General features: G+C 34.4%; 19 protein-coding genes and 8 pseudogenes. 6 read left to right on the top strand and 21 right to left on the bottom strand.

The window, feature by feature from the left end; genetic code table 11:
• Positions 1–471 (top strand): annotated as a pseudogene (locus tag BAU28_RS28195) (alpha/beta hydrolase); the annotation flags it as partial.
• Between the two features lie 212 nt (positions 472–683).
• Here the strand turns inward: BAU28_RS28195 and BAU28_RS28200 are convergent.
• The 9 genes and pseudogenes from BAU28_RS28200 to colA form a co-directional block, all read right to left on the bottom strand.
• Positions 684–1458 (bottom strand): annotated as a pseudogene (locus tag BAU28_RS28200) (WXG100 family type VII secretion target); the annotation flags it as partial.
• Positions 1459–1510: 52 nt separating this feature from the next.
• A complete protein-coding gene (locus BAU28_RS28205) occupies positions 1511–2656 on the bottom strand; it encodes a hypothetical protein (RefSeq protein ID WP_071721273.1) in 1146 nt (381 codons plus the stop codon).
• Entirely contained in the window at positions 2653–3990 is a 1338-nt protein-coding gene (locus tag BAU28_RS28210) for a F390 synthetase-related protein (RefSeq protein WP_071721275.1), read from the bottom strand. Before BAU28_RS28210 ends, BAU28_RS28205 begins: the two co-directional genes overlap by 4 nt.
• Positions 3983–4834 carry an MBL fold metallo-hydrolase gene (locus BAU28_RS28215; RefSeq protein ID WP_071721277.1) on the bottom strand — a complete coding sequence of 284 codons (852 nt, stop codon included), beginning with the start codon at positions 4832–4834 and terminating at the stop codon, positions 3983–3985. Before BAU28_RS28215 ends, BAU28_RS28210 begins: the two co-directional genes overlap by 8 nt.
• Positions 4831–5817, bottom strand: a complete 987-nt coding sequence (locus tag BAU28_RS28220) for an NAD-dependent epimerase/dehydratase family protein (RefSeq protein ID WP_071721279.1) — start codon at positions 5815–5817, stop codon at positions 4831–4833. Before BAU28_RS28220 ends, BAU28_RS28215 begins: the two co-directional genes overlap by 4 nt.
• Positions 5814–6977 (bottom strand): ATP-grasp domain-containing protein, encoded by a 1164-nt coding sequence (locus BAU28_RS28225; RefSeq protein WP_071721281.1) that lies wholly within the window; start codon positions 6975–6977, stop codon positions 5814–5816. Before BAU28_RS28225 ends, BAU28_RS28220 begins: the two co-directional genes overlap by 4 nt.
• Positions 6967–7956, bottom strand: a complete 990-nt coding sequence (locus tag BAU28_RS28230; RefSeq protein WP_071721283.1) for a beta-ketoacyl-ACP synthase III — start codon at positions 7954–7956, stop codon at positions 6967–6969. Before BAU28_RS28230 ends, BAU28_RS28225 begins: the two co-directional genes overlap by 11 nt.
• Before the next feature lie 403 nt (positions 7957–8359).
• Positions 8360–8626, bottom strand: a complete 267-nt coding sequence (locus tag BAU28_RS28235) for a DUF1093 domain-containing protein (protein WP_420271430.1) — start codon at positions 8624–8626, stop codon at positions 8360–8362.
• Between the two features lie 363 nt (positions 8627–8989).
• A pseudogene (gene colA, locus BAU28_RS28240) lies at positions 8990–11469 on the bottom strand (collagenase ColA); the annotation flags it as partial.
• A 477-nt stretch (positions 11470–11946) separates the two neighbouring features.
• Here colA and BAU28_RS28245 point away from each other — a divergent pair.
• Entirely contained in the window at positions 11947–13260 is a 1314-nt protein-coding gene (locus BAU28_RS28245) for a condensation domain-containing protein (RefSeq protein ID WP_071721285.1), read from the top strand.
• Between the two features lie 621 nt (positions 13261–13881).
• Here the strand turns inward: BAU28_RS28245 and BAU28_RS28250 are convergent.
• From BAU28_RS28250 to BAU28_RS28285, 8 genes and pseudogenes are all read right to left on the bottom strand, one after another.
• Positions 13882–14779 (bottom strand): annotated as a pseudogene (locus BAU28_RS28250) (sensor histidine kinase); the annotation flags it as partial.
• A gap of 138 nt (positions 14780–14917) precedes the next feature.
• Positions 14918–15259, bottom strand: coding sequence for a zinc ribbon domain-containing protein YjdM (locus tag BAU28_RS28255; RefSeq protein WP_025149717.1), 342 nt, complete (start codon positions 15257–15259; stop codon positions 14918–14920).
• Positions 15260–15396: 137 nt separating this feature from the next.
• Positions 15397–15636: a D-alanine--poly(phosphoribitol) ligase subunit DltC gene (gene dltC, locus BAU28_RS28260; protein WP_002175210.1), complete on the bottom strand. Its 240-nt coding sequence runs from the start codon at positions 15634–15636 to the stop codon at positions 15397–15399.
• Between the two features lie 41 nt (positions 15637–15677).
• Positions 15678–16202, bottom strand: coding sequence for a hypothetical protein (locus BAU28_RS28265; protein ID WP_071721287.1), 525 nt, complete (start codon positions 16200–16202; stop codon positions 15678–15680).
• 85 nt (positions 16203–16287) lie between these two features.
• Complete coding sequence (locus BAU28_RS28270) at positions 16288–18051, bottom strand: SulP family inorganic anion transporter (protein ID WP_071721289.1); 1764 nt, start codon at positions 18049–18051, stop codon at positions 16288–16290.
• Between the two features lie 100 nt (positions 18052–18151).
• Positions 18152–18592, bottom strand: a complete 441-nt coding sequence (locus tag BAU28_RS28275) for a hypothetical protein (RefSeq protein ID WP_025149719.1) — start codon at positions 18590–18592, stop codon at positions 18152–18154.
• 1 nt (position 18593) lies between these two features.
• The gene (locus tag BAU28_RS28280; RefSeq protein ID WP_002175213.1) at positions 18594–18947 is read right to left on the bottom strand and encodes an ArsR/SmtB family transcription factor; all 354 of its coding nucleotides are present in this window, start codon (positions 18945–18947) and stop codon (positions 18594–18596) included.
• Positions 18948–19169: 222 nt separating this feature from the next.
• A pseudogene (locus tag BAU28_RS28285) lies at positions 19170–19563 on the bottom strand (aminoglycoside 6-adenylyltransferase); the annotation flags it as partial.
• Positions 19564–19859: 296 nt separating this feature from the next.
• Here BAU28_RS28285 and BAU28_RS31375 point away from each other — a divergent pair.
• Both BAU28_RS31375 and BAU28_RS28290 read left to right on the top strand, forming a co-directional pair.
• Positions 19860–19988: a hypothetical protein gene (locus tag BAU28_RS31375; RefSeq protein WP_269431836.1), complete on the top strand. Its 129-nt coding sequence runs from the start codon at positions 19860–19862 to the stop codon at positions 19986–19988.
• A 366-nt stretch (positions 19989–20354) separates the two neighbouring features.
• A complete protein-coding gene (locus BAU28_RS28290; RefSeq protein WP_071721291.1) occupies positions 20355–22190 on the top strand; it encodes an acyltransferase family protein in 1836 nt (611 codons plus the stop codon).
• A 40-nt stretch (positions 22191–22230) separates the two neighbouring features.
• Here BAU28_RS28290 and BAU28_RS28295 read toward each other — a convergent pair.
• Positions 22231–22404, bottom strand: a pseudogene (locus BAU28_RS28295) (IS6 family transposase); the annotation flags it as partial.
• 132 nt (positions 22405–22536) lie between these two features.
• Between BAU28_RS28295 and BAU28_RS28300 the strand changes: the two are divergent.
• Positions 22537–22796: pseudogene (locus tag BAU28_RS28300) on the top strand (IS4 family transposase); the annotation flags it as partial.
• 115 nt (positions 22797–22911) lie between these two features.
• Here BAU28_RS28300 and BAU28_RS28305 read toward each other — a convergent pair.
• Positions 22912–23697, bottom strand: coding sequence for an enoyl-CoA hydratase/isomerase family protein (locus BAU28_RS28305; protein WP_025149724.1), 786 nt, complete (start codon positions 23695–23697; stop codon positions 22912–22914).
• Between the two features lie 957 nt (positions 23698–24654).
• The gene (locus BAU28_RS30630; protein WP_002174157.1) at positions 24655–24804 is read right to left on the bottom strand and encodes a hypothetical protein; all 150 of its coding nucleotides are present in this window, start codon (positions 24802–24804) and stop codon (positions 24655–24657) included.
• Positions 24805–25379: 575 nt separating this feature from the next.
• On the opposite strand from BAU28_RS30630, the pseudogene BAU28_RS28315 reads away from it, so the two are divergent.
• Positions 25380–25631 (top strand): annotated as a pseudogene (locus BAU28_RS28315) (cyclase family protein); the annotation flags it as partial.
• 90 nt (positions 25632–25721) lie between these two features.
• On the opposite strand, the gene BAU28_RS28320 reads toward BAU28_RS28315, so the two are convergent.
• Positions 25722–26365: NADP(+)-dependent, decarboxylating phosphogluconate dehydrogenase (locus tag BAU28_RS28320; protein ID WP_476995478.1), on the bottom strand; the 644-nt coding region annotated here is incomplete at its 5' end.

Raw genomic sequence — 26365 nt, forward strand, 5'->3', positions numbered from 1 at the left:
GGGCTTGGCAAGCCGTTCGATCTATTTAAAGCTTTGTGGAAAGACAGAAACCCAAACACTGAAGCAGCATTGGGAGCCCTACTCACCTTTGATTTCACAAAGAAGCAGTATCTTACCGGTGCTTGCTCCCCGAATCTGATCAGCCCGGACAGCTATTTGATGGATCAGCTCTTATTGGACCGCCTGGGAAATGCTCAAATTCAATTGGAACTTGCCTACGATTATCGAAAAAATGTAGAGCGATACCCCGTTTGGCAGCAGTATCTGCGCACGAAGCAGCCCCCAGCGATAGTTATCTGGGGGAAAAATGATTTTATTTTCACATTGAATGGCGCTGGTGCCTTTAGCAAGGAACTGTACAATGTGGAAACCCATCTTCTTTGCGGCGGGCATTTCCTTCTCGAGGAGCAAGCTTGGCAGGTATCACAGCTAATTAAAAGCTTCTTTTATTCAAGGCTAATTGTTCAATAATTCATGTGTAAAAATTTTAATGATTTTCAATTCATCAACAAGGTTTTATACTCTAAAGACAAAAAAGATTGGCATTTTGTCAGCATTTTTTCTTCCACCAATTCCTTTTTATTATCTGTCGATAATTAATAATGACCGTTCATAGTATTTTTTTCATTTATAAAAAAATAGTAGTGTAAACCAATGCCTTGGTTTACACTACTAACCTTAGCATCATACGGAATACCTGTAACAGGATGTTTATCTCCCGCTAATTCCCCTTTTCTTAATCTAATTGTCTTCGGACCAATTGCACCTTCATAGGTATATGCAACTGCTTTATGTAAGTATTGTTGTGTACTGAGAGATGATTACCAGCCTTAAATTCATAGTTATTTAATATATGTAATGCTTTTCTATATGCAGAGGAATTTGTAAGCAGTGATTTCCCCCTTTGTAAGACCTGTAACAGCCGCTACCTTTCCTGCTTGTCCTATTTCTTCCAACAAAGCCTGTGAGTATTGAAGTGATGGCATAAGCTGCATAATGTTCTCTACTCTTCAGATTACCATTCCAAAATTCATTCATGAATGAATCATATAGAGCATTCCATGCAGCAGGAATAGTTTCCTCATAGTTTACGATTGCATCTTTCATGTTTAACCAGGTCTCTTTGTCTCCTACCTCATCTACAAACCCAGTAGAAAACCCAGTCCACACATCCCTTAAATCCTTTTTATTTCTATCCCAAAATGTCTCTTCTGATTTTGGAGGAAGTTTTCCACACATGGCACCTTCTTGAATATCGGAATCGACTAAATTCCCGCCATACAACTCGCCAGCTTCACGGAATTTTATGGCAGCACGTTCTTGCTCTTCTGCAATTTCCCCTAATTCTTGCAGAACATTAAACATCATTGGTTTTGTGCCATTAAACATCTGATAGAATCGATTACTTGTTGCTCCGCTCCAATGAGAGGCTATATACTCTGTTTGACTATATATATTCTAATGACGTTCTTGCATCTCTTACACATTACGAGTCTTATCTCTTTTTTGTTTAAAAGCGATGTTTTTTTGCCATCGGTTCTATACATGTATTTAATATCCAAGTTAATACTTTCCATACCTTTTGTTGATTAGGTGGCAAATGAGCGTAATACATAAAACTGTATTCAATCTCCTGTGTTGCACCACGATTTCGTTTGAACTCTCCAGCCCCAGCACTACAATGACAAATTAAATCTTTTTCGATAGAATCCATTGTAATAAGGAGGGAAAGTATACGGTATAAACCTTGTTGCTGGTCAGAGTTTGTATTATAGCCAAGGATCGGCGTTGTCATAACTCCATCCCTAATAAAATAAGCAATGACACCATCAATTGTATTCCCTTTTTTTATGGCCTTTATCTCAAATAAACGATGCTGAAGAGCATTCCTTAAATAAGCGGGTGTAAACATTGGGTTATGGGCGGAATATTTTTCAATATATAGTTGGTTGTATAGCTGGGAAATTTGTAAAATATCTTCTTTTGTTAATTCTTCATTCGTAATGATTTCATAATTGCTTTTCTCTAATAAACTTTTATCATTTAATAAGTCTTTTCGTTTTTTTCGATTCATTTCTTTATAGTGTTTCGGATCAAATAAGTATATAGAACGAGACATAATTTTCTTGTAACCTACCATAGATAGTGCTTCTGTCGTTACGGGATATAATTCGTTATTTAAAGAGCGAAATAGAATTGTATGCTCTGGAAATTTCTCAACAAATAAATTCGTAATTTGTTCGATTTGTTGTTCGTTGATAGAGTGATAAAGATTTGTTGAAAGCATCCAATTATTTACGACAATTACTTTATTAATATTCGTTCGTCGTAGCCAACTTCCCATAAGATGAATCGGATAGGTTAATAGCTTCTCTAGCCATGGTTTTTTCAACTCCCATAGCTCTTCTAACGCATAAGATATGTAATGTGTATAAGGAGAACATACATATGAATTTTCGAACTCTGCGTTATTAAGAGTAACTGGCAAGATGAGATCATCAATTTCTAATAGAAAGAGCTGCGTGTTAATATTTTCAATAAATGCTGTAACGCCCTTTTGAAAGAGAGGCAGGAAACTATCACGTACATATGCTCCATCTTTTTTTGATTCCCAATCAATGCTGTGCAAGGAATGAACAGTATGTAGCTTAATCATATATGTTCACCACGTCTTACAAGACTTTCTATTCTTTTTAATTTTTTATCATATACTTGAATATCGTAATGCGAAAAGAAAAAATGTGGTATAGCACACTTTTTAGTAGACCACAGTGTATGTAACTCTTGCATTACCTTTGATTGACATAATTCGAAATCTTCAGGCAGTGCTTTAAGTTTTATTTCAATTTTGTCTACACTGTGCTGTATTACTTTAAATTCTTGAATGTCACTGGATGCAAACAAAATTGCTCTTCTAATGAAATCTGGAAAAATAAATATTTCGCTATTATCCAATTCACTTATTCCAATAAATATATCGTCACATCGACCATCAATTCGTTCTAATGCTAAGAAAGGTGAGCCACAGCTGCACGGTGTTTTTTTCTCAATTAATATGTCATTGAGACGATAGCGTATAATAGGCTGTGTTTTCCTCATGAAATCAGTAATAATGGGAACAAATATCCCTTTCTCTTGATCTAAGTACTCTTTTTCAATATGAACGAGATCTTCATTAATGTGTAATGTCCCCTGCTTGCAGGTGGTAGCAAGAAAACCTTCTGTACATTGGTAAACTTGGTGTACTGTCTGCTTGAAAGTTGCACGAATAAAGTCTCTATCAATATCTTCAAGCACTTCTGCTACAGAGATAATTTTTTTGGGACAAATCGTAATAAGCCCTTCTTGCTGCCAGTAAGCGATTTTCCGTAACATAGACGGAGGTGCAATTAATATAGATGGCTTTACTTCATTTAATCGAGTGATATGCTGCTGAAACGAATCTAGTAAATCAAAAAAATGAAATGAAATTCGCTTATTTTTTGTCGCTTCGTATAAATTGCTATTTGCACGTAAGAAAAAAGCAATCGTGTGTTTATGTAGAATGCTAGAAGGAAGCACCTTTCCAATAATCGAGCCAGCCCACAACGTTTGTTCTTCCTCGGAAACGAGAAAAACCCCACGATTTCCACTAGTGCCTGATGATAAACCGACAGTTATATTACAAATGGTTGGTGAGAAATTCCGGGTCTTTTCTGCTTCAAATGCTACATGAAACGCTTCTTCCTTTGAAATATGGACTGTATTTAATGTATCAAAATGTTCCATCATTACTTCTTTATCAATAATGGGGAGTGCAGACAAATTTCCCTTTTGAATTTCATTTAAAAACGGCGTATATAACTGGCGATAAAAAGGAGACGCCTCTATCGTGAACAAAAGTTGTTTTTCTATTTGTTGTTTATGAAACTGTTCCAACTGTTTGCGATTTGAAAATCTCAAGCCATATTTTGTTTTCAAGTATTGCTTGAGAATCCGTAGTTTATTCATAGTACACCCCTGCTTTAATTTTATCCCATGTATGTTCACAATGAGTTGGTACAATTTCGATCTCAGGTGATGTTTGTGATAAATGGTGTAACTTCTCAATATTCTTTCGGTAAGACTTTGGATCGCTAGTTAAAAGGTTGGCAATCTTACTAGGAAATACAAGGTTTTGATAAGTTTTACTTAGCCACACTGCGTCTGCACAAAGAAAGACAATTTTATTACTCTGTAAATGGACGAATAAACCGAATTGTCCCGTTGCATGTCCTGTTAAGTCAACAGCAAATAATGAGCCATCATCAAATACATCATACCCCTCTTCAAACCTTCCATATGTAGGAGGTAAGTTAAGGGATGGAGTTTGATCAATGAATGACATCCTTTTCTCTAAATCCATCGGCAGTGTATCTTTTAGACACCCTTTTAATAGAGCACCAAATTTACTTCTCTTTTTAATATCCTCATAAGCTTTTGCGAAGGTTAATATTTTCGCTTTTGGAAAGTCGGGCAGACCAGCAGTATGATCGCCATGAAAATGAGAAAGAATAATATATTTAATTTCTTCTGGCTGAATACCATCAAGAAGAAGTTGCTGTTTAATAGATTGCTCTTCCGTGAAATGAACAGGCGTAAGTTTTGCATATACAGAGTAAGGAAATTTTTTTGTCGCATCTTTAAAATGTCCCGCATATCCAGTATCAAATAAAATATATCCTAATACTGGATGCTCAAGTAATCCTACTGTAGCTGGAAAACGGATTTGTTTCCAACTGCCCTTGGAGTATGCGATTTTTTCTGGATGTGTGCAATATCCCGTATCATATAGCTTTAAAGATTTGATTTTCATTGTATTTTCCACCAGTCTACAAATTTTGTAATTCCTTCTTCTATACTGATCTTTGGAGCATATCCTAATTCTTCTTTAGCTTTATCAATACTTAAGGTCTGGCTTTTTGAAAGGACACTAACAGTATATTTTGTGAGAATAGGTTCTTTTCCAAATAAAATAGTTTTTGAGATTCCTTCTAGTATAGCAGCTAGTGTAAAAGCAGTTTTGTAGGAAATTTTTTTATATTTTACTTCCTTATCAAGACGCTTCATTACATTTTCTATGACCTCATATAAATTTACACGTTCGTCATTTGTTATATTGTACTTTTGCCCTAATGTATGTTTTGGGGAATGCATACAAAGAAGTAAAGCATCTACAACATTCTCAACATACGTAATATCAACAAGAACATTTTCTGTACCAATTCTCGGTAAGGCACCCTTTTCACATACTTTAATAAGACGCGGAAGAATAGCGTTATCTCCTGGTCCGAATAAAGCGCGCGGGCGTATCGTGATAACTGGTAAACCATGCGTGAAAGCTTGATCAATAGCTTGTTCAGCCATGTGCTTCGTTGTTGCATAATGATTTACAAATGTATCAGGAAGTTTCGCGTTTTCTACTACATTTTGTCGCTCATCATAATAGAAATAAATACTTGGTGTTGATACGTGGATAAGGCGTTTTATACCGTACTTTTGACTTCCCTCGATAATATGTTTCGTTCCTAACACATTCGCATTATAAAAATCTTCATATTTGCCCCAAGGAGAAGAAAGTGCGCCGCTATGAAAGATATAATCTTTATCTTTACAAACTTGTAGCACACGATCCCTGTCTTCAAGAGGACAATGAACAAACTCGATTCCATTTTGTTCTAATACCTTACCGATTGTTTTATTTCTCCCCGTTGCCGTTACTTCATAGCCCATATTTTTCAGTCGAAAGGCGAGTTTTTGTCCTAGAAAGCCCGTTCCACCAGTTACTAGCATTTTCATAAATCTTCACCATCCCACGATATGTCATATGTTGTTTGCTCTAAAATAGTCCGTTCATATTTATAACTTTCACGCCATAATTTATACATGCTAAAAAACTGATAAAAAAATGGTTTCCAATCATTGTAACGGTAAACGATATCTGGATAAGAACATAGAACTTTTAACCATCGCTTACGTTTTTGTTTACTTTTTAAATACGGAAATCCATATAAAAGCATTGCTAGCCGAATTGCACACTCCGAATTTTGTTTTGGAATGAGTGTACTGTTTACTTTTTCATAAAAAAAAGCGGGCAATATTTCCTCATCGAATAAATGTAATCCACTTGTAGTACGTGGATTACATTCAATTGGAATCGCATCTCCATTCTCTGTAACGATAAAATCAAAGGCAATTTGTCCTGAAAAATCTAGCTCTTTTACAATATGCCTAACAAACTGATCAATTTTAGGCTGATTAATATGCTTAAACGCAATGGTAGCGCCTAGTCCTGCCGTGAATTCCGTTTTATACGTAGAGTGAGCTAACACTTCCCCAGATTGTGCAATACTGTAGGAACAATGCTGCGTTCCTTGTATAAACTTTTGCATAATATAATTCGGCTTATCTATCATGCTTTCTTTTAGAGCATCCTTTTTTGTAATAAATTCCACTTTATCAGAAAAACGGGAGAAAATCGGCTTTCGTACAAAAGGAGTATTAGCTGGTGTTTTGTCCATCATTGAACTTATCGCTTCTTCATTATTTATTCTATATGTTGCAGGTACTTGCCACCCTAAATTCGCTACTAACTGAATAAATTCCCACTTATTATGCAGTAATGAAAGTTTTTGAAAATCATCTACTAATACATGACAAAATGTGCTTAACTCTTCTCTATATTTAGATATATAAAATATTTCTTCACAAGTAGGAATAAGCAAATCCACATTGTGACGTTGAATAATAGATAGTAGCGCACGGATACTTTCATTTGTTTTCCACTTTGGAGAAGGAATTTCATAAAAGTAATCCGTACTCTTTGAAACTTTACTTAATGGATAAGGAATGCTATCTGCAATAATAACGGTATGTCCGGCGTTATGAAACAGTCTGCATAAATGCAGAGTTGCTGGTGCACGTGCCCCTGTAATTAATACTGTTTTCTTAGTATTCAAGAAGGATGCCCCCGATAGAAAGTCCTGCAGAAGTACCTAGCAATAATATTTTATTTCCGCGTTGCACTTTCTTTTGTTTAATCGCTTCGAAAAGGGCTACTGGAATAGATGCGGAAATCATATTACCGTAGTCTTCAAAAATGGTCATAAAGCGCTCTTCATCAACCCCTAATTTTTTACGAATCAGTCTCATAGCTGGTCCACTTGCTTGGTGAGGAACAATTAAATCAATATCATCTAAGGAATAACCAGTATGCATAAGTAGTTTTTCGATAAAATTCAACAGATACTTAGAAGATAGTTTAAAAATAGCTCTGCCATTCATATCGAACAGGAAGTCTTCTTTTCGCTCTTCACTATACTCCCTAGGATGAATCATCGTTCCACCGCCACGAATTTCTGATAGATGCGCACCAGAGCTATATGTTTCCATATGGGAAGCTATAATGGAAGATGTATGATCGCTTTTTGCTATCACAACAGCTGCCGCACCGTCACCGAATAAAATGCTGCTTTCATTTTGTCCCCAATTTAATCCCACAGAAGAAATTTCAGAAGAAATGATAACAACATTTTTGTATCTCCCGCATTCAATTGCGTAAGAAATTGTATCAAGTGCTGTTATGAAACTTAAGCATGTTGAGTTGATATCAAAACACGGAATACCAGAGTGCTGTAGTCCGAGCTGTTCTTGAATAAGTGATGCAGTAGAAGGGATTGCCTGTTGAATCGTTCCGCTTCCGCAGATGATACAATCGATATCAGCCCATGTTAGCTTAGCATCTTCTACAGCTTTTTTTGCAGCTTCAGCACCCATATAAGAAGATGTTTCACCATCAACAAAGTATCGTGTTTTTACCCCAGCTTTTTTTAATGTCCAGCCTTCTGGCACATCTAGCATACGATCTATTTCAAAAGAATCTACTTTTCGTTTTGGAAAATATGTGCCAATTCCTTTTATTCCAACATATCTTTTCATTCTCTATCGCCTCTTAATCTTTTTATAAATTTAAAAATTCCGTTATATCTAAATATTATTTGGGGGAAATGCAGAAATTTTTTTGTGAAATTTGGATACTCACTTAGGGCCTTCTGGTAATGTTTCTCTGCAAAAAAGAGCATGTTCCCAAGTAGAGAACTTGCTCTTTTTGCATGAGAATTCTTAAAATATATAATCTAGAAAAAACTTTTATACCAATTTAATCATATTATAACAATTATATGAAAATATTTAATAGTATTTTTTTATAAATTAAAGTAAAAATATAGAAAATGAAGTGCGAGCTTAGGTGAAATGATATTTTATTCTGCTAGTTTGATAGCGATATGGTGCTACCTCATCGTGTATAAGAGAGTATCCTTTATTTTGATTGGGTAATTATTTAATATGTAATTTTTCTTTTACTTTTGTAAGGTAAATCATCTTTTTGAACTCCTTCATAGGAAGTTACTTCTTTATGGTTTATTTCTACATTACTGTGATCTTTGTGTCTGGCGTAAAGGCGTATAAAGGCATTCTCTTTAAATGGTGTGTCTATTGGTTTTCCACTTCCAAATGTAACTGTTTTTTCTACTCCATCTTCATTATAAGTAGATAAAGTATAGAAACGCTGGTTACCTTTTACCTCACCCTTATTTGTACATAGTATTGTTCTGTTCCCATTCTAGATCTCTCGCATCCTATAGCAAAACTAGAAAACAGTGCAAATAATATAAATATAACTAAGGATTTTTTCATATAACTCTCTCCTTATCTTTGCATATGGAAATTATAGTAAATGATTTATAGTGAAGAAATTGATTTTAGTGACATTAATATTACAAAATTGTAAGGTTTATTAGGGGTCACCATACATGCCCATCAACTTAAGAATTTACACCCCTAGGATGAAAATTCCGTGTATTTTTGACAGAAAACGGCTTATTTTTTCACTTTGGGGGTATTTGCTTTTCTTAGCTTGATGGTGATGGGTAGCACCATCAAGCTAAGGTTTTGAAGTACCCCCTAAACGAAAATTTTCTTTCTCTACATTTCCTTCATCTTCACCACAAGCTACGTAATTTTGCATGTCTGATTCATGATAAAGTACCCATGTCATCCCAATATTTTGTTCATTTATCACAGAAATATCTACTTCTTTCGGAACTGTAACATCAAACGTATAAACATCTGTTTGATCAGGAGTAATCAGATTTCCTTTTACAAGCGTATTAAACGGGAGTACCTTCTCCTCTTCAAGGGATCCACCTGTTTGCGGATCTTGTTTTACAGTAACTTTTGTTTGTTCTTTACTTTCTTTCCCTCTACTATCTTTCACTGTTAGTTCCACAGTATATGTTCCTTTTTCTCCATATACATGGATAGGATTGGCTTCTGTACTTGTTGTACCATCTCCAAAGTTCCATAGATAAGAAATAATTTTTCCGTTTTCACTTTCTGTACCATCGCTATGGAATTGAATTTCTTCATTTACTATCCCGCTGTATGGTCCATTCATATTTACAATAGTAGTTGTTTTTTCTTTTTCCTCTGTTGCAACACCATGGAAAACAATATCATATTCAAACTGATTGGCTGCATTCACACGATAGTTAACAAAATAGGCTGTAACTGTTTTATAGCCGCTCCACCCTTTTTGGGATAACTGCTCCAAAGTTTGATTTACTTGTTTACTCATCGTTTTCCAATCTTCAGACTCACCTTTTGATGTACCACCTATGTACGTGCCTTCCACGATAAATGTGTTAAAGAATTGCGACTCATGTTTTGTAAGTTTTGCATCTTTTATATTTGCTACATCTACAATTTCTTTCTTCAATTCAGCTAATGGCTTTGGTGCGTGTTGTATTAAATAATCATTTGTTACTTGCGGTACATTGTATTTATCTTGATTATTAATCAACTGCTGCATATACGTTTGATATTCTGTATTCAACTGTGCATCTTTACTTAATGATTCACGATACGCGTCATAATTTTTCACATCGTTTGCACGGATTAAATCCTGAATCTTATCAAAGGTTTCAAATTGATGATTATATAAATAAGACTGTAGTGCAAAGGAATAATTATAAAAATCCCACCGTTGTTCGTTTCATATCCATATAACTGTCTATTCAATTGATAATCATCCGGATTATTATAAATTACCATTGTCAGTACATCATCTGCGTTACCTGGTTCTAGTGCTTTATCATTTCCAATTACACGGTGATATTGTGCTTTTACTTCTTTGGCTGCCCAATATAACCTTTTAATTTTTTCTTCTGTTACTTTATCACCTGTCTTAAAGACAATAGATCCATCATCAAATGTATATGTTTTAGGTAAGTATTGTTGTTTCCCTTCTTCACGGATTTTTTGTAAATCTATTGCATTTCCACTATAATCTTTTCCACCATAGTTTGCTTTAATTTGCTCTACCGCTACAAAATAAGGTCCACTTAGACGAGGATACATGTTCATCGCTTGTGTAATAACTTCCAACCCTTTGTTTGGATTACTATGAAATTTCCCTAAACGTCCTGCATAATAAATACCATTATTAATTAGCCAACTGTTTTCAGTTGTTATATTCCGTATGAGAGCAATTCTACTAACCTCATTTATAAAGTTATCAATCTTTCCATACCACATTGTTGCATTAGGCTTTTTATTCGTCTCCTGCAAGTAAGACTGTATATCATAATCAATACCTTTTACGATTTCATATACAGCTTGTTCTTTCGCATAATCATTAGCATACGTAGAAAGGTTATCATTATACTGTTTTAAAATATTTGCCGCATACTGTACTGTTTCAACATCACTAGAAGCATTACTAATTAATTTTCCATACGCAACTACTACTCTATCTTGTTCAACTGTACCTAATGTAAAATTTGGATTTTTTGCAATTGCTTTTAATGTTGATAAACATTTATCATGGAAGCTTCTCTCTTTTAAGTAACTTAATTCATTATTATAATATCCCACATAAAACGCAGAACGTAATATTTCAACAAATGTTTCAATTCCCTTTGAGTCCTCTTTCGTAAAAGCTCTTCCTCGTTGTCCTAATTCATTAATGATAACGTTCATGCGTTCTTTATTTTGATAGAAAGCTTTCGTATCTTGATTAAATTGGAATAAATCAGTAATTTGATTCCAAGAAATTCTTGATAGTGTATCAATGAATTCGCTATCAGGCATTTTATTCAGTTCTGCCAGAGTGTAGTTTTGCTTTACTTGACTTTCATCACGTTTCATAACTAGAGTAGATCGTTGTGAAAAATCGCCTACTTTTAAACGCTCTTCAAAAGTTAATGTTTCATCCGCTTTTGTAGCATGTGCAATTTCATCTTTTAAAGTTTCAGTCCCAATTGGTTTCATCTGTAACATATTATAGGGTGCTTTTTCTTCTGCTGATACTTGTGTTTGAATACTTCCAAATGATAATGCCATCGTACTAATACCAATCATCATTTGAGTAAATTTTAAATTCTTGTTCATTACATTTCCTCCATTTATATATTCCACCCAAAAATATAACATTATATCTTAATGAATTAATATAAAATGTATTATTTTATATTATATTACATGAATTTATATATAAATAAATATTAAATAAGATACTATAGAAGATTCCCTCCTCAATTTGTGTGAAGGTGTGATAGCGCCAGAAAATAGGTGGGAGATAAATGTCGGAAAAAGGTGAAAATGATTCATTTATTTTTGTTGATTAAGAATAAACGTTATTATAAAATGTTTATGTATAACCAAACAAAATAAATTAACGTTTGTTTTTAAAAGCAATAAGGAATGTTAATAGCAATTAAAGCATAGAACCAGTACGAAAAAGATGCCTTCATAAGTGACAAACTAAAAAAATTGAAAACGAAGCATTATTAGCCCTTGAAGAAGAGTTACAACCATATGAGGAACAAGATTATAACCAAAAATAGTCTTAATTAGGAGGGAGAAATTATGGAACAAAGAAAGTATACAGTAACACCTCAAGATCGAATGAATTATATACTAGGTCTTTATTCTGCAAATCAACAAATTAATGCCGTTCTTTATTTTCCTATAGGTATATCAAAGGAAATGCTTGAACAATCAGTAAGGATAACGTTACAATTACAGCCAGTTTTGAACAGCCGTTTTGTAGAAAGTGATATTCCTTACTGGGAGGAACATTCATCTAGTACTAAATCAACGACTTGTTTTTTTGCAGAAGGAAACGATCAAGAACTTGAAATGATGGCAATAGATTTTATTAAGGAGCCTGGAGATTATATTCAGGGGCCAATGGTTCAAACAAAATTATTACAAGGCACTACAACAAATATTTTAGTTGTTAAATTATCACATCTTTGTTCAGATGGTGCAGGAGTCAAGGAATATCTTAGTTTACTGGGAGCAATATATACTCAACTTTCCCAGGGGCATTCTAAGGATCAAATTATAAAGGAATTTGGCACGGGGAATGGGAGTTTTCGCGATCAATCACCTGTTTTCAACTATGCTGGAATATCAGACGTAAAAAGTGCGTATCGTCCTAGCCAAGAACAACAAGCATCGTTATGGTCTTTTCCATGTCAGCCGAACGAAAATGCATACCCCAAAATGTCCGTACGGCGGTTGAGCCATGAGCAAACTCTACGTCTAATCCAATGGACAAAAGCACAACAGGCCACCTTGAATGATGTCATTATGGCTGCATACTTCCGATCTTTATCACATTTCACTGTGTATGCAGAACCTCGCACTGCAGAAAAAATGATTGGTTTAACAATTGATTTACGCCGATATCTTCCCAATCATACAACTGGTGCTATTTGCAATTTATCCGGTATGGAAATGCCAGTGATTAAAATGGAAGATAATGAATCATTTAATCAGACTCTAGTTCGAGTCAAACAATCAATGGATAAAATAAAATCTCAAAATCCAGGTCTCTCTTCAGCCGCAGGAATGGAGTTACTGGCAGGTCTAAAGCTATCTGAGGTGAAAGAAATGTATAAAAAGCAATACGAGCAGGCTTTACAAATGGGGATGGCGTTGCCGTTACTTACAAATTTGGGGGTGATAGCAGATGAACCTATTAAGTTTGGTGAAGTTCTAGCCGATGACGGGTATATGACATCACCTATTATGTATTCCCCATTCTTTACAATGGGGGCAAGCTCTTATAATGGAAGACTTACATTTACGATTGGTTATCATACGCCTGATACATCAAAAGAAAAAGTAGAGCAATTTTTAGAAAATGTGGTCAATCAACTATCATACTTGTAATAGGAGTATCACCCCACACCCAACAAGTTAAGTTTATATAAGTTTAATTTCACGTGAGATATTTCTTTTTTCTAAGGTTCCAGTGTAATCCCATTATAGATTTGCATACCAAATAAACCCTATCAGGTTTCAATTTTTAGATTACGCTACATGATTGTAGGACATGGAAAAGTTGTATTCAAAGTCTAAGATATCAAAGGCTGTTCTCTTCTGATATCTATGGTGTTTGCGTTCACCTTTCTGTAAGGGATTGTATAGACGAAACTAACCAATCTTTTTTTCAAAATGGAGTCTTTTGGTTTGTTGCTAAACCAAAGTAGGAGCAATAATACTAATCTAACTGTAATTCAAACTTACAGAGATAGATATCGCTGTAAGTTTGAATTACACTCATCTTGTATCAATAGATTCATACAGAAATACCATCCTTTCTGTATATTTCTACAAAAAGAATAGCATTTTTATTTATCTTAGCTGGATAGAGATGGTTCTGTACCTCTATTATTTGATGTGTACAATATAAAAAGACCCACTTCTTCATTTCTAGCTTTCCCTTAATCTAACATACATATAGGATAGAGAAAAACTAATTAAATCAAAAGTGGGGTGAACGCTAAATTTTTATTGAATTTTTGATTCCTCTTCTTTTGGAAATCTCACTTCAAATATTGTTCTTGTTACATTACTTTCAACAGAAATCGTCCCATTATGCTGTTCGATGATATTTTTTGCAATAGATAATCCAAGACCTGTACCGCCCTGTTGCTCCGTTCTTGCTTTATCACCTGTATAAAGCATATTAAAAAGATAAGGTAAATCTTCTTCTGGAATGCTATATCCGTAATTAATAATTTGTACGATAACCTTCCCATGATCAATGTACCCATTTATATCAACGAAATGCCCATTATTTCCGTATCGAATCGCATTTGTTAAAAGATTTTCAAATACTCGAGCTAACAAATTCCCGTCACCGTTAATATATAAACGAGGCTCAACATTTAATCTAGCTTCTAATTGATGCTTCTCTAATAATGGATACAATGCCTCCTCTAGCTGTATAAGCAACTCACTTATATTAATTGTTTGTTTATTTATTTAACTTCAGCATGCCATAATTCATTCGCGTAATTTCAAATAACTCATCAATTAAACCTTCAAGGCGCAGCGATTTCGTAAACGCAATCGTAGAAAAATGTTTAATCTGTTCCCTCGTCAAATTCTCCTCTTTAAGAATTAAATCTAAATACCCTAAAACAGATATTAATGGCGTTTTTAAATCATGTGCTAAGTTAATAACGAGCTAATCTTTACTACTTTCTGCAAAGTCACCTCTTTCAACCGCCTCTTTTAACTTTTTGCTCGCTAAGTTAATTTCACGGGCTATATCACCAAACTCATCATTTGATGAGATATGTACCTTTTTTGTAAAATTACCATTATCAAGATGATGAATCCCGTTTGAAATTTCATCAAAATACTTTAGGTATGGTTTTGTTAAAAAGAAAAAAATAAAAAGACCTCGCCCTTGATAAGTATCTTTGAATGAGGTCTTTCTATTATAAAAAATGGTTAACTTCTACTGCCTTAAAAGTGTTGTACATTCATTGACTTTAAACAATTAGATCAAATTAGTTCTGTTACATGAACCTCACATTTAAACCTTTTTAACAAATTCAGATTTTAATTTCATAGCTCCAAAACCATCAATTTTACAATCAATATCATGGTCTCCATCAACTAAACGGATACTTTTCACTTTTGTACCGATTTTTACAACTGATGAAGTTCCTTTTACTTTAAGATCTTTGATGACTGTTACAGAATCACCATCGTTTAAGATATTTCCATTTGCATCTTTAATTACCTTTGTATCTTCACTATTTTCAGTTTCTGATTCTAAAGTCCACTCATGGGCACATTCTGGGCAAACAAAAAAATTTCCATCTTCGTAAGTGTACTCTGAATTACATTTTGGGCAATTAGGTAAATTAGACATATTTTAAATTCCTCCACTTGTTATTATTCATTCTATATATAGCCTTTTAAAACTTTCTTTTTATAATTTCATAAGAATAGCAATTTTAAAGTTAAAATTCACGAAGCTACCCTTATATATGTTTTAAAAACCTATTTTTATCGCATATCTTTCAATTTCTTAATAATCATGTTCGGTGTTGCCCATTCATCACGGTCAAAGTCAGAAATAGACACTTCGATGTTTAAACGTTCTTGAAATTCTACTAATAAAGATACTGTAGCAAAAGAATCTAGAATTCCTTCTTCAAATAATTGCACATCTAGGTTCTCTTTTACGATATCATTTTCACATACTTCTTCTAGCACATTTAATACTTGATTTTTAAATTCAGACATTATTTATTCTCCTCTATATCCATGAGTTATAATGAAATTCTTCATAGTCTTCTATTTTTTAACACATCATTTAAAAGAATCTGCCCCATCATTATTACAAAGTTATCCCTGGTCTTTGTATAATAGTTATTAAGGCATAACAGATAGTTTTTCCCCGGAACATATGTGATTACAAATCCATTGTTTGTTTCTTTAGGAAAAGGAATATATATGTTTTTAACATCCGGGTTTATAGCAGTGAATTTTTTTAGAAATAAATAATTTAGATTACTTAAAAACGCTTTTCCATTAGAGATAGGTTGGATTTTTTCAGCTATGCGAACACCATTTTTATTTTTAGTTGAAGCTACTCCCCATATAATTACACCACCAGAAACACGAGAAAAAAACGATATATTTTTTTCGTAATTCTTTCTATCATCTTTTGAAAGGACACTGTTTGTATAGTCCGTTTTACATTGAAATGTAAGGAAGATATTCTCTTCTTGCGGTTTGATAATCATTCGTTGGATGTATGAAAAACCTTCTTGTTCACACCTTGTAAAAACCTTTTCCGCATTCTCCAAAGCAAACTTTCTCCTTCTCTATTTTTAATAAAATGATTAAAAGAGCTGATCAAATCAAACAAATTTTGTATGTGCATTAATTTTTTTAATAATCTAATGCATTTGCTTTATTCTTTATTGTATTTATTTCCTGAGATTGCTGAGCAAGCTCCGTACATTCATGAAAAGCGAAGTGCTTACATCCTATACATTTTTTCGTATTCAAATGTCTTAAAGCACAGTTGATCGCTTCCCCTGTATGATCAAAAAAGTTTTCTTCCCCAATCTCAGCATATAATCCATTCTTATCTAGGGTTGTTTTTAGCTCTGATTGAATTCCTGAAACAAGAAGTACGCCACCTTGCTTTTTAAAATGCTGAACAATATTCCTAAAATAGGATTCTCCTGTTGTATCAATAAAAGGAACTTTTCCCATACGTAAAATTAAAACTTCGGGTTTATAATGAATGGTCGCTAGAATGTTTTGTTCAAATGTTTGAGCAGCCCCAAAGAATAATGGCCCTTCTATTGTGTAAATGCTTATTTGTGGACAATCGTGAGCTTTATTTACCACATGTGGTAACAATTTTTCGTTCTTTCTTGTGTGATCTGGAAGCACTTTAGATATAACAAGCATGTTGCTCATACGTTTTGTAAATAAAATAACAGCTAAAATAAGTCCGATTTCCACAGCTGTTGTCAAACTTGTAAATACAGTCAGCAGAAATGTTACAAGTAATACAAGAGAATCCCCAGTCTTCATTTTAAGTATGTGAATAAAATGTTTTTGTTCGCTCATATTCCAAGCTACCACCATTAAAATGGGAGCCATACTAGCAAGCGGAATATGTGAAGCATATGGAGCTAACAGTAGAAGCGTGAATAACACAAATCCCCCATGAATAACACCCGACATCGGAGATACAGCTCCACTCTTAATATTGGTTGCTGTGCGGGCAATTGCTCCAGTTGCCGGAATACCTCCAAATAATGGTGTAACAATATTGGCAATTCCCTGACCAATAAGCTCTTTGTTACTGTTGTGTTTACTATTTGTCATACCGTCTGCCACGACAGCGGATAAAAGAGATTCAATACCACCCAACATGGCAATGACAAATGCAGGGCCAATTAACTGTTTTATACGCTCTACCGTGATTTCTGGTATATCAAACTGCGGAAGTGTATTGGGAATCGTGCCATATGCTGTACCTATAGTAGGTACATGACCTGAGAAAAATACAGTTGCAATTATAGTTGAAATCACAACACCTACTAATGAACCTGGTACTTTTGGCAAAATCTTTGGTGTTATGAGTATGACAAGAAAACAAATCAAAGCAGTTATAACACTGTAAAAATTGGTAGTACTGATATGAGTAAAGATTTCCTGCAAATTTGCTATAAATTCCTCATGCTTTTTTATACCTGTTAGCCCTAAAAAACTAGCAATTTGTCCCGTAAAGATAATGACAGCAATTCCTGACGTAAAGCCAATTGTTACAGGACGTGGAATAAACTTAATTAAAGACCCTAGTTTAAAAATTCCCATAAGACATAAAATAATTCCAGCTAATAAACCAGCAAGTAGTAAATCTTCATATCCATAGGTAATGACAATTCCTAAAAGAATTGGAACAAAGGCACCTGTAGGTCCTCCAATTTGATACTTTGAACCACCAAATAGCGAAATGAGTATCCCGGCAATACATGTTGTATAAATTCCATACTCCGGTTTAACACCAGAGGCTATTGCAAAAGACATAGCAAGTGGAATCGCAACAACTCCAACAATCATTCCTGAAAGAAGATCCTTTTGAAAATGATCCAATGAATATCCTTCAAACCTTCCCGTAAATAACCCTCTCATTACAAACCCTTCTTTTCTATTTTTAATAAATCTGGATTACAAATGCATTTCTCGTTCCCTTGTACAGGAGATTTTCATTTTCACAAAAGAAAACACCATCCTAATATTTACTATACGTTTTGCTTAAATGACGCTCTAATTCACCTATATCTCCACCTTGTTGTAAGTAGGATTCCAATCTTTCCGCTAGAAGTTCCCCAGCTCGACTATCTAGCTTCTTCGTATCTATAAACGATGTAATCCTTACATTATCTGGAGTTATATCCCTACGAAACATCTTTCCTGGAATTTCAATCCAAAAACGATTCCATTCATCCAATAATCCTATTTGATCCAATAAAAAACCTTGAATTCCACATAACCAAGCTGTACAAGCTGTATTTCTTTTTTGACACCCAACTCCATCTTGTAAATGCTGGCATGAAAAACAACAAGAATTCCCACTGTTAATACAAATATTACAAACGTGATGAGCTCCTATTGAGCGAAATATCTCAATCCCATGTTGGATGATATCTTCCTTCTTAACTTCAATGCTCAACCTACCCCTCCTTAACTATCGTTTCGCCTTCTGTTTCATCTAGCTCTTCTAGCATTGAAATCGTATCGATTAAATGATTGTTAAAAATTTTCCGTGCAACTACCAATAAATTCATAATCATAGGATCCCGAAGAGAATATAAAACTCGTTTTCCATCTTTGGTGCCAACAACAATATTTTTAGCACGTAGCACACTTAACTGTTGAGAAACAGCTGAACCTTCCTTATTAAGAATGCTTTGAATTTCATTTACACTTTTTTCACCTTCTGACAAAACTTCTAAAATACCTATTCGTAAAGGATGCGATAAGGCTTTAAAAAAATCAGCTTTAAATTGTTGCATTTCGGTTCCCATTAAAACACCTCTAGTATTTATTTTTAACTAAAACTCCAAAAGTATCATATACATCTTCAAATGTTTGAATATGTATATGATACTTCTAGAACTTACAATTTTCAATACAAATTTTGAAACGTTAAAAGAGAACCAGAAACAAAAAAAGAGCTGTTGTCACTATAGGACAACAGCTCCCTTATATTTATTGCTTTCGGACAGCTTCAATAAACTTTCTCATATGTCCTTATTAACATAGCGCTCTAGGTACTTACTGTTTTTCCCTACACTCAATGAAAAATTGGTTTCTATGCCAATTTTCCATTCAAGCATTGTTAATAGCATTTCTCTTACACTATTTAAGTGTTCATAAGCGTAAAGTATTTCTTCTCTCCATAACCCTTTAGCTATATTAGTCGAAATCCACCAAAATTCATTTCAACAATCAGCCAAAAAGACAGCGGATGGTTTTTAACCCAATATCCTTCATCTGTTGGCTCATCTAGTGTAGGCATTTTTTCATCTTTATCTAACAAAATAATTGTTAATCCATCTTCAGAACAATACTCATTTTTTTCCTCAATAGTAATAAGCATTAAATCAATTCTATTGCATCCTCAAATAACATTAAACAAAGTATCCTACCAGAAATTAAATACCGCTTATGGAACCTTCTTAACGTACGGAAAAACTAAGTTTTTTTAATGAAAAATTCCTTATCGTACGAAATTCGTGTTTTGTTGGCGGGACCCTATCGCTATCAAGCCAACAAAGAGACTAATAATATCAAGGAAAGGCTTTCTTTTCAATAGGGTACATTCTATCAATAAGAGAAATATGTAATTATGCATATCCTTTTTCATTATTTTAATAGTATTAAAACTTGATATATAATTAAAAGGTTTTTTAATGGATTGATGAGGAGATGCGAGTATGAAGAAAGTCATAGGACTTATAGTATCATTATTTTCTACCTATGCACCAACGTTTACAGAAGCAGCCGAAGTTTTAAATAAAGTAGGCTGGGTGAGGGAAAAAAGAGAGCCTGCTCTTAATGAGTGAACCTTTTTTTATAACGTTTCTTTTTAGAAAACCTTTTACATATGCGTTATAGATCATATTCACAATGTCAGTCCTTGATACGTCTGTAAAAACTTATCAAAAGGTGTACTTTTTGATACACAGCATATAACTTTTTAATTAATTAAGCATATTCCCCTTTTTCGGGGGGATGAGCAAAAACACCTGGTTTAAAAAATTTCACAACAGAACCAGATAACGTGATAAAGTATTAGTTACTGTGCCTGTAATTATAAAAAAAGAGCCTTCCCAAATGATGTTTGTAATAGTTTATACGATTTTAGGAAATTAATAGCATTTTATACCGCTATTATTAACCTAATTTCCAAGAAATAGAGGTGATAGTAGGTGACTAAACCTATCAAAAAAAATAGTCGTTATATGGTTGGATTGGATAGTCTAAGGGGTCTAGCTATACTAGGTGTTATTTTGTATCATATTAATTTTAATTGGATGCCTGGAGGATTTTTAGGGGTTACTGTATTTTTTGTACTCTCAGGTTATTTAATTACAGATATTCTAGCGATGGAGTGGAAGAGAAATAAGAGAATTGATTTGAAGAAATTCTGGCTTAGTAGGGCAAGGAGATTGCTTCCAGGAATGATTGTTATGCTCGTTATAACGTTGGCATGGATTACGATTTTTCATAGCTCTTTACTTGAAAAAATGCGTGGAGATTCATTAGCGGCGTTATTTTATGTTAGTAACTGGTGGTATATTTATCATAAATTATCGTACTTTGATAATTTTAACCAGCTTTCTCCATTGAATCATTTTTGGTCGTTAGCAGTTGAGGAACAATTCTATGTGGTCTGGCCATTTATCATTAGTTTAGGATTTTACTACATAAAAAAACAATCCCGTATGATTTTATTGATTTGTCTGGGAGCTGCTGCTTCAGCTTTAGCGATGGCAATTTTGTATGAACCTGGAGCTGATCCGAGCAGAATTTATTATGGCACAGATACGAGGGCCTTTTCTTTACTTATTGGAGCGGCACTTGCCTTACTTTGGCCAAGCAATAGGCTTGCAAATAAAATTATTCCAAAGGCGCGTCTCATTCTTGATGTAGTGGGAGGAACTGCTCTTATTATTATTTTGGCTATGTTTTGGAAGACTAATCAATATGATCCGTTTCTATACAAGGGAGGAATGGTTCTTTTATCAATTGCAACAGCATTGTTAGTGGCAAATCTTGCTCATCCAGCTAGCCGTATCGCTCAATTTTTACGATTTAAACCTTTACGTTGGATAGGGGTAAGGTCGTATGGCATTTACCTTTGGCATTATCCAATTCTTACATTGACGACTCCAAAAGTAAATGCTGGAGATTTTTCACCAATAAGAGCAATTCTTCAATTTCTTCTGATTATAATGATTGCGCAAATTTCATGGAAGTATATTGAAAAACCAATCCGACAAGGTGCGCTCCGAAATATTCAGTTTAAGAATTTAAGACTTCAAAATGTCGCTTTAGGTGTTAAGTTAGCTTTAATTTGTGCAGTATTCGTTTCGTCGATAGCCGTCTTTGGGTTATCAAATGCTAGTAAGGCTAAGGAGAATCCTCAACTAGATAAGGTGGAGGCAGAACAAACACAACCGGCGAAACATCCAGTTGCAGTTTGGGATGATCCAGCCCAAGAGGCAGAGGCGCCCCAAAAACAAGAAGAATCAAAAGAAGTAAATTCTGAGCAAACTAAAAATTCTCTCACCGTTACAGCGATAGGCGATTCCGTTATGGTTGATATTACTCCGTATTTAAAAAATGCTTTTCCTGATATTAGGATTGATGCACAAATTGGTCGCCAGCTGTCAAAAGCGATTCCTGTAGTTGAACAGTTAAAGAATGACGGGAATTTAGGAAACCATGTCATTATTGGATTAGGTACAAATGGAGCCTTTACTACGGAGCAACTTGTATCATTAATAAATTTAATTGGGAATGAACGTAAAATAATATTTATTAATACGAGGGTACCACGTCCGTGGGAATCAATCGTGAATGAGAGATTGAAAGTGACAACATCTAAATATCCTAATATAACTCTAGTTGATTGGTATGCAGCAAGTGCTGGAAAGAGAGACTACTTTGCACCTGATGGGGTGCATTTAACCAAAGTAGGTGCAGAAGCATATGCAGCACTTGTAGCCAAAGCGGTGAATGGTTCTGGTGCAAAAAAATGATAAATAAAAAAGAATCAAGGATTCCTAACGGAATCACCTGTTAAGCAGTTAATCCAAACAGCTGGTTGATAAAAACATTCTGATTTTGGACAGACTGGTCCTGCAAATCAATTTGTTCTTTTTTGAGCATATGCATGGCTTCAACACCACTCAATATAGAAGCTGATGTTTTGTATGATTTAAATCCCAACATAGAGCGTATACGTTTTTTAATAAGAGTTTCTAGATACATTAAATACTAATAGGGATAGCATCTTATCGCTATCAAATTGAGATAAATTTGTATATACATAATAAGAACAACGCTATTCTTTCTTTAGAATCATAGGAAAGGATAGCGTTTTTTATGTCTATTTCTGTGCCTGACGAATTACAACTATTTGCTCAAGAGATTCAAAGTTTTTTATCTCCAAATACCTTACGGGATCTTGCTAGAGATGTTGGTTTTGTACAAAGAACCAGTAAGTACCAAGCAAAAGATTTAGTCGCTTTATGTATATGGGTGAGTCAAAATGTAGCAATGACTTCTTTAGCTCAGTTATTTAGCTGTTTAGAAGCATCAACAGCAGTACTGTACTCATCAGTCCTGAGGGACTGAATCAACGATAAAAAAGATTGATAAAAATAAGCTATTTTACCCCATGCAAATACAGGATTTCGCAAAAAAACTTTCATTTTTTTACAAATAAAGAGTTTAACCCAAAATGATTGGTTCGATTAACTATCTTTCTTTAAATAATGGTTGGGTCTTTTCTAAAAATGATTTAGTACCTTCTCTGAAGTCCTCTGTGGACGCTATCAAACCAAAATAATCTGCTCCAAGACGTGCGGACTCTTCTAAAGTTAAATTACCTCCCCGATGAATTGCCTCCCAAGTCATTTTTACTGCGATAGGAGCCTGAGATAGAATTTCTTGGATAAGCGCTTCTGTCTCTGATAATAATTTATCAGGCTCAACAGTCCTATTAACCAGTCCTATTCTATAAGCTTCGTCTGCGCTTATCACGCTTCCAGTGAGCAACAGTTCTGTAGCACGCCCCTTACCTATAAGTCTGGGTAATCTCGTAGTCCCTCCAAATCCGGCAACAGCTCCAATACGGACTTCAGGATGTCCTAATCTAGCATGATTAGCGCAAATACGGATCGTACAGGATTCAGCTAACTCAAGTCCACCTCCTAGTGCAAATCCGTTGATGGCAGCAACAACCACTTTTCCTAATGACTCGATTTTATGAGTAACCATAACAGCCAACTGAGCTAAATCCCGTACTTCTAGTGGAGTGGCTTTATTGAGAAACTGAATGTCAGCACCTGCGGAAAATGCCTTTTCTCCGGCACCGATAATTATCAATGCTTTTACACTTGAATTAGTTTTAACCCTGTCCAAGACGGAAGAAAGTTGCTCAAGAACATCTCGGTTTAACGCATTTAGTGCTTCCGGTCTGTTTAATGTAATTCTTGCAATACCATTTTCCTCAGTGTAGAGGACGACACTTTTGTTTAACATTTTAATCCCTCCAATAGTTTAGTGTGCCGACACAAAAGGCTACTAATTTCTATCGCTTCTTTTTATAACATTAAGAGAGGATTTTTTACTGAGATGTCATCACCGACTGATTGCTCGTTCATAAGTGAGATTATATTTGGAATATACTGCACAACTCAAAAAAAGTTTTTTATTCATCAATTTAATCCCGTAGAATGTCCTTGTGGCGAAACATCTTGCATTTTTAACCACGACTAATATTCAGACACAGAACCTATCCCGCAGCCCTCCTTAAACCGCTTTTCAATATAAAATGTTCTTCTTTGGACATAAAAATCCTCTTTAGGAAAAAATACTTAAGGGGATAAAATTTCGCAAATTTCTTTTAAAATGTCGCGCCTTTCTTCTAAACATCACATCTTTTTTTAGGGTACAGACTCATACCCATCAAGTTAAAATTTATCTAACTTTTTATTCCACATAGTTTTTTAATATGATTATCTAATTAGATTAATAATTTGATAATCATATTAAAAAACTAACCTCCCTTTAAATTAGAAAGAAACCCCAAATGATAAATTTCATTTTTCCGTCATCCTTATTAGCCGACATAATTCAAAAATGCTATACATCTCCTGTATAGCACTGTTGATCTTATATGCTACAAAAACATAGCCGTTACTAAACTTATGACTGAACAAATGCACAACAGCGACCCGATATAGGGGTACCGCCACATCACCATCAAGTTAAAATTTTATAATACCCCAAAAACGAAAAATTAGATTCCTTTATAGCAATGAAGTTCATTTTTATCGTTTTTGGGGCAACCTGTTCTGTTAAGTTGATGGGCATGCGTTAGTTGCATAAGTAAGAGGTTTGAAAAAATAGCCTGTATATATTTGAACGATGAATAACTTACCTATTTTCTTGTGTTTGTTTGCGCCATATACAGAAAATTGAGAAAAACGCAACATATTATTTATCTGTTTGTTTTTGCTTCTTTTTCAAATACTCCGCACGCAATTTTTCAAGTTGCTGCTTTTTATCAAATTTGGCAGGCGTCTGTTTTTCATGAAACTTTGTCACAGCTACCTGACCTTTGTAATCCAATTGATATTTCCCCACTTTGTTCACCTACTTTTCTTGTCTTTAAAGAGAATCTATTCAACAAATATAATATACCTTATTTTACTGAAGTAAACCTTATTACTTTATTAGTTGCAAAGTCTTTTTACTACTTGTTTAAAAAAATCTACATCCCCAATATTTTTCTCCAAAAAATCACCCCTTGTTATTAATTTTTCTACTTATATCTATCTTAATCCAAATATTACTTTATTAAACTAACCTACCCCGTTAGTTTAAGTAGGAAACTTCACAATCTCAATAGAGTAAATCCTATTGATACAAGGATTTCTACCTTAACGTTGTAAATCCGCAAAATCCTGATGCTACCCCATCGCCATCAAGTTAAAAAACTAATTATCCCCCAAAACGCAAAACACGAGCTGAATTCACATAAATAACTGTAGAGAGATAAAAATTTCGTTATGGGGGTACTTTAAAATCTTAACTTGATGGGCATGGGGTGTATACGATATTGAAACTTTTTTAGAACGACAGAAATCCATTGTAATACGTTTAAAAACTATACAAATGGAAATTAAGCATGTATTAGAAAAAGAAAAACATATATATGAATTTATTTAGCTGAAAGCGGTGCGAAACGGCTTGCTGAAAAAGGTATTCGCGGTGTGGGCATTGATGCAGTAGGTGTTGAACGTGCCCAAGAAGGTCACCCAACCCATAAAACACTATTTGCACACGATATTATTGTAATCGAAGGATTAACATTTAAAGAAGTAGAAACGGGTACATACTTTATAGTTGTAGCCCCATTAAAACTAATGGATACAGATGCATCACCAGCGCGTGTGTTATTATTCCAATAAAATGAAACTTCCATCAGTGGGAGTCTTACCGCCTGCGAATTGCGGAATAAAAAATGGACCAAGAATTTAATCTTGGTCCATTTTTTTATTTTATATCCATTTTGTATGGAATGTACCTTCTTTATCCACTCGTTTATACGTATGTGCTCCAAAATAATCGCGCTGCGCTTGTAACAAGTTTGCAGGTAGTGTTGCAGTACGATAGCTGTCATAATAAGAAATTGCTGCTGAAAATGCAGGTACCGGAATGCCCTTTTGTACAGCCACTGAGATAATTTGACGTAATCCGCCTTGATATGACTCTACAATTTCTTTAAAGTATGGATCAAGTAAAAGGTTCGGTAGGTCAGTGTTTGTCTCATAAGCCTCTTTAATGTTCTGTAAAAAGGCTGCACGAATAATACATCCGCCTCTCCAAAGCATAGAAATGCTGCCAAAATCAAGGTTCCAATCATGTTCCTCAGAAGCTGCCTTCAATTGCGTGAATCCTTGTGCATAAGAACAAATTTTACTCATATATAAAGCTTGGCGCACTGCTTCAATTAATTCGGCTTTTTCAACTCCAATTGCCGCTTTATCTTTAGGTCCAGATAAAACTTTGCTTGCGTTCACACGCTCTTCTTTTAAAGCAGAAATGCAACGTGCAAATACAGATTCTGTGATAATAGGGAGAGATATACCTAAATCAAGTGCGCTTTGGCTTGTCCATTTCCCTGTACCCTTTTGTCCCGCAG

The sequence above is a fragment of the Bacillus paramycoides genome, assembly GCF_001884235.1.
GTDB classification, from domain to species: domain Bacteria; phylum Bacillota; class Bacilli; order Bacillales; family Bacillaceae_G; genus Bacillus_A; species Bacillus_A paramycoides.

Bases quoted from the DNA above. Each gene is read 5' to 3' on its own strand.
- BAU28_RS28255 (WP_025149717.1), bottom strand. From the start codon at position 15,259: ATGTCTAATTTACCTAATTGCCCAAAATGTAATTCAGAGTACACTTAC.
- BAU28_RS28305 (WP_025149724.1), bottom strand. From the start codon at position 23,697: ATGTTAAACAAAAGTGTCGTCCTCTACACTGAGGAAAATGGTATTGCA.
- dltC (WP_002175210.1), bottom strand. From the start codon at position 15,636: ATGTCTGAATTTAAAAATCAAGTATTAAATGTGCTAGAAGAAGTATGT.
- BAU28_RS28220 (WP_071721279.1), bottom strand. From the start codon at position 5,817: ATGAAAATGCTAGTAACTGGTGGAACGGGCTTTCTAGGACAAAAACTC.
- BAU28_RS28270 (WP_071721289.1), bottom strand. From the start codon at position 18,051: ATGAGAGGGTTATTTACGGGAAGGTTTGAAGGATATTCATTGGATCAT.
- BAU28_RS28245 (WP_071721285.1), top strand. From the start codon at position 11,947: ATGGAACAAAGAAAGTATACAGTAACACCTCAAGATCGAATGAATTAT.
- BAU28_RS28215 (WP_071721277.1), bottom strand. From the start codon at position 4,834: ATGAAAATCAAATCTTTAAAGCTATATGATACGGGATATTGCACACAT.
- BAU28_RS28205 (WP_071721273.1), bottom strand. From the start codon at position 2,656: ATGATTAAGCTACATACTGTTCATTCCTTGCACAGCATTGATTGGGAA.
- BAU28_RS28210 (WP_071721275.1), bottom strand. From the start codon at position 3,990: ATGAATAAACTACGGATTCTCAAGCAATACTTGAAAACAAAATATGGC.
- BAU28_RS31375 (WP_269431836.1), top strand. From the start codon at position 19,860: ATGAAGAAAGTCATAGGACTTATAGTATCATTATTTTCTACCTATGCA.
- BAU28_RS28230 (WP_071721283.1), bottom strand. From the start codon at position 7,956: ATGAAAAGATATGTTGGAATAAAAGGAATTGGCACATATTTTCCAAAA.
- BAU28_RS28280 (WP_002175213.1), bottom strand. From the start codon at position 18,947: ATGGGAACCGAAATGCAACAATTTAAAGCTGATTTTTTTAAAGCCTTA.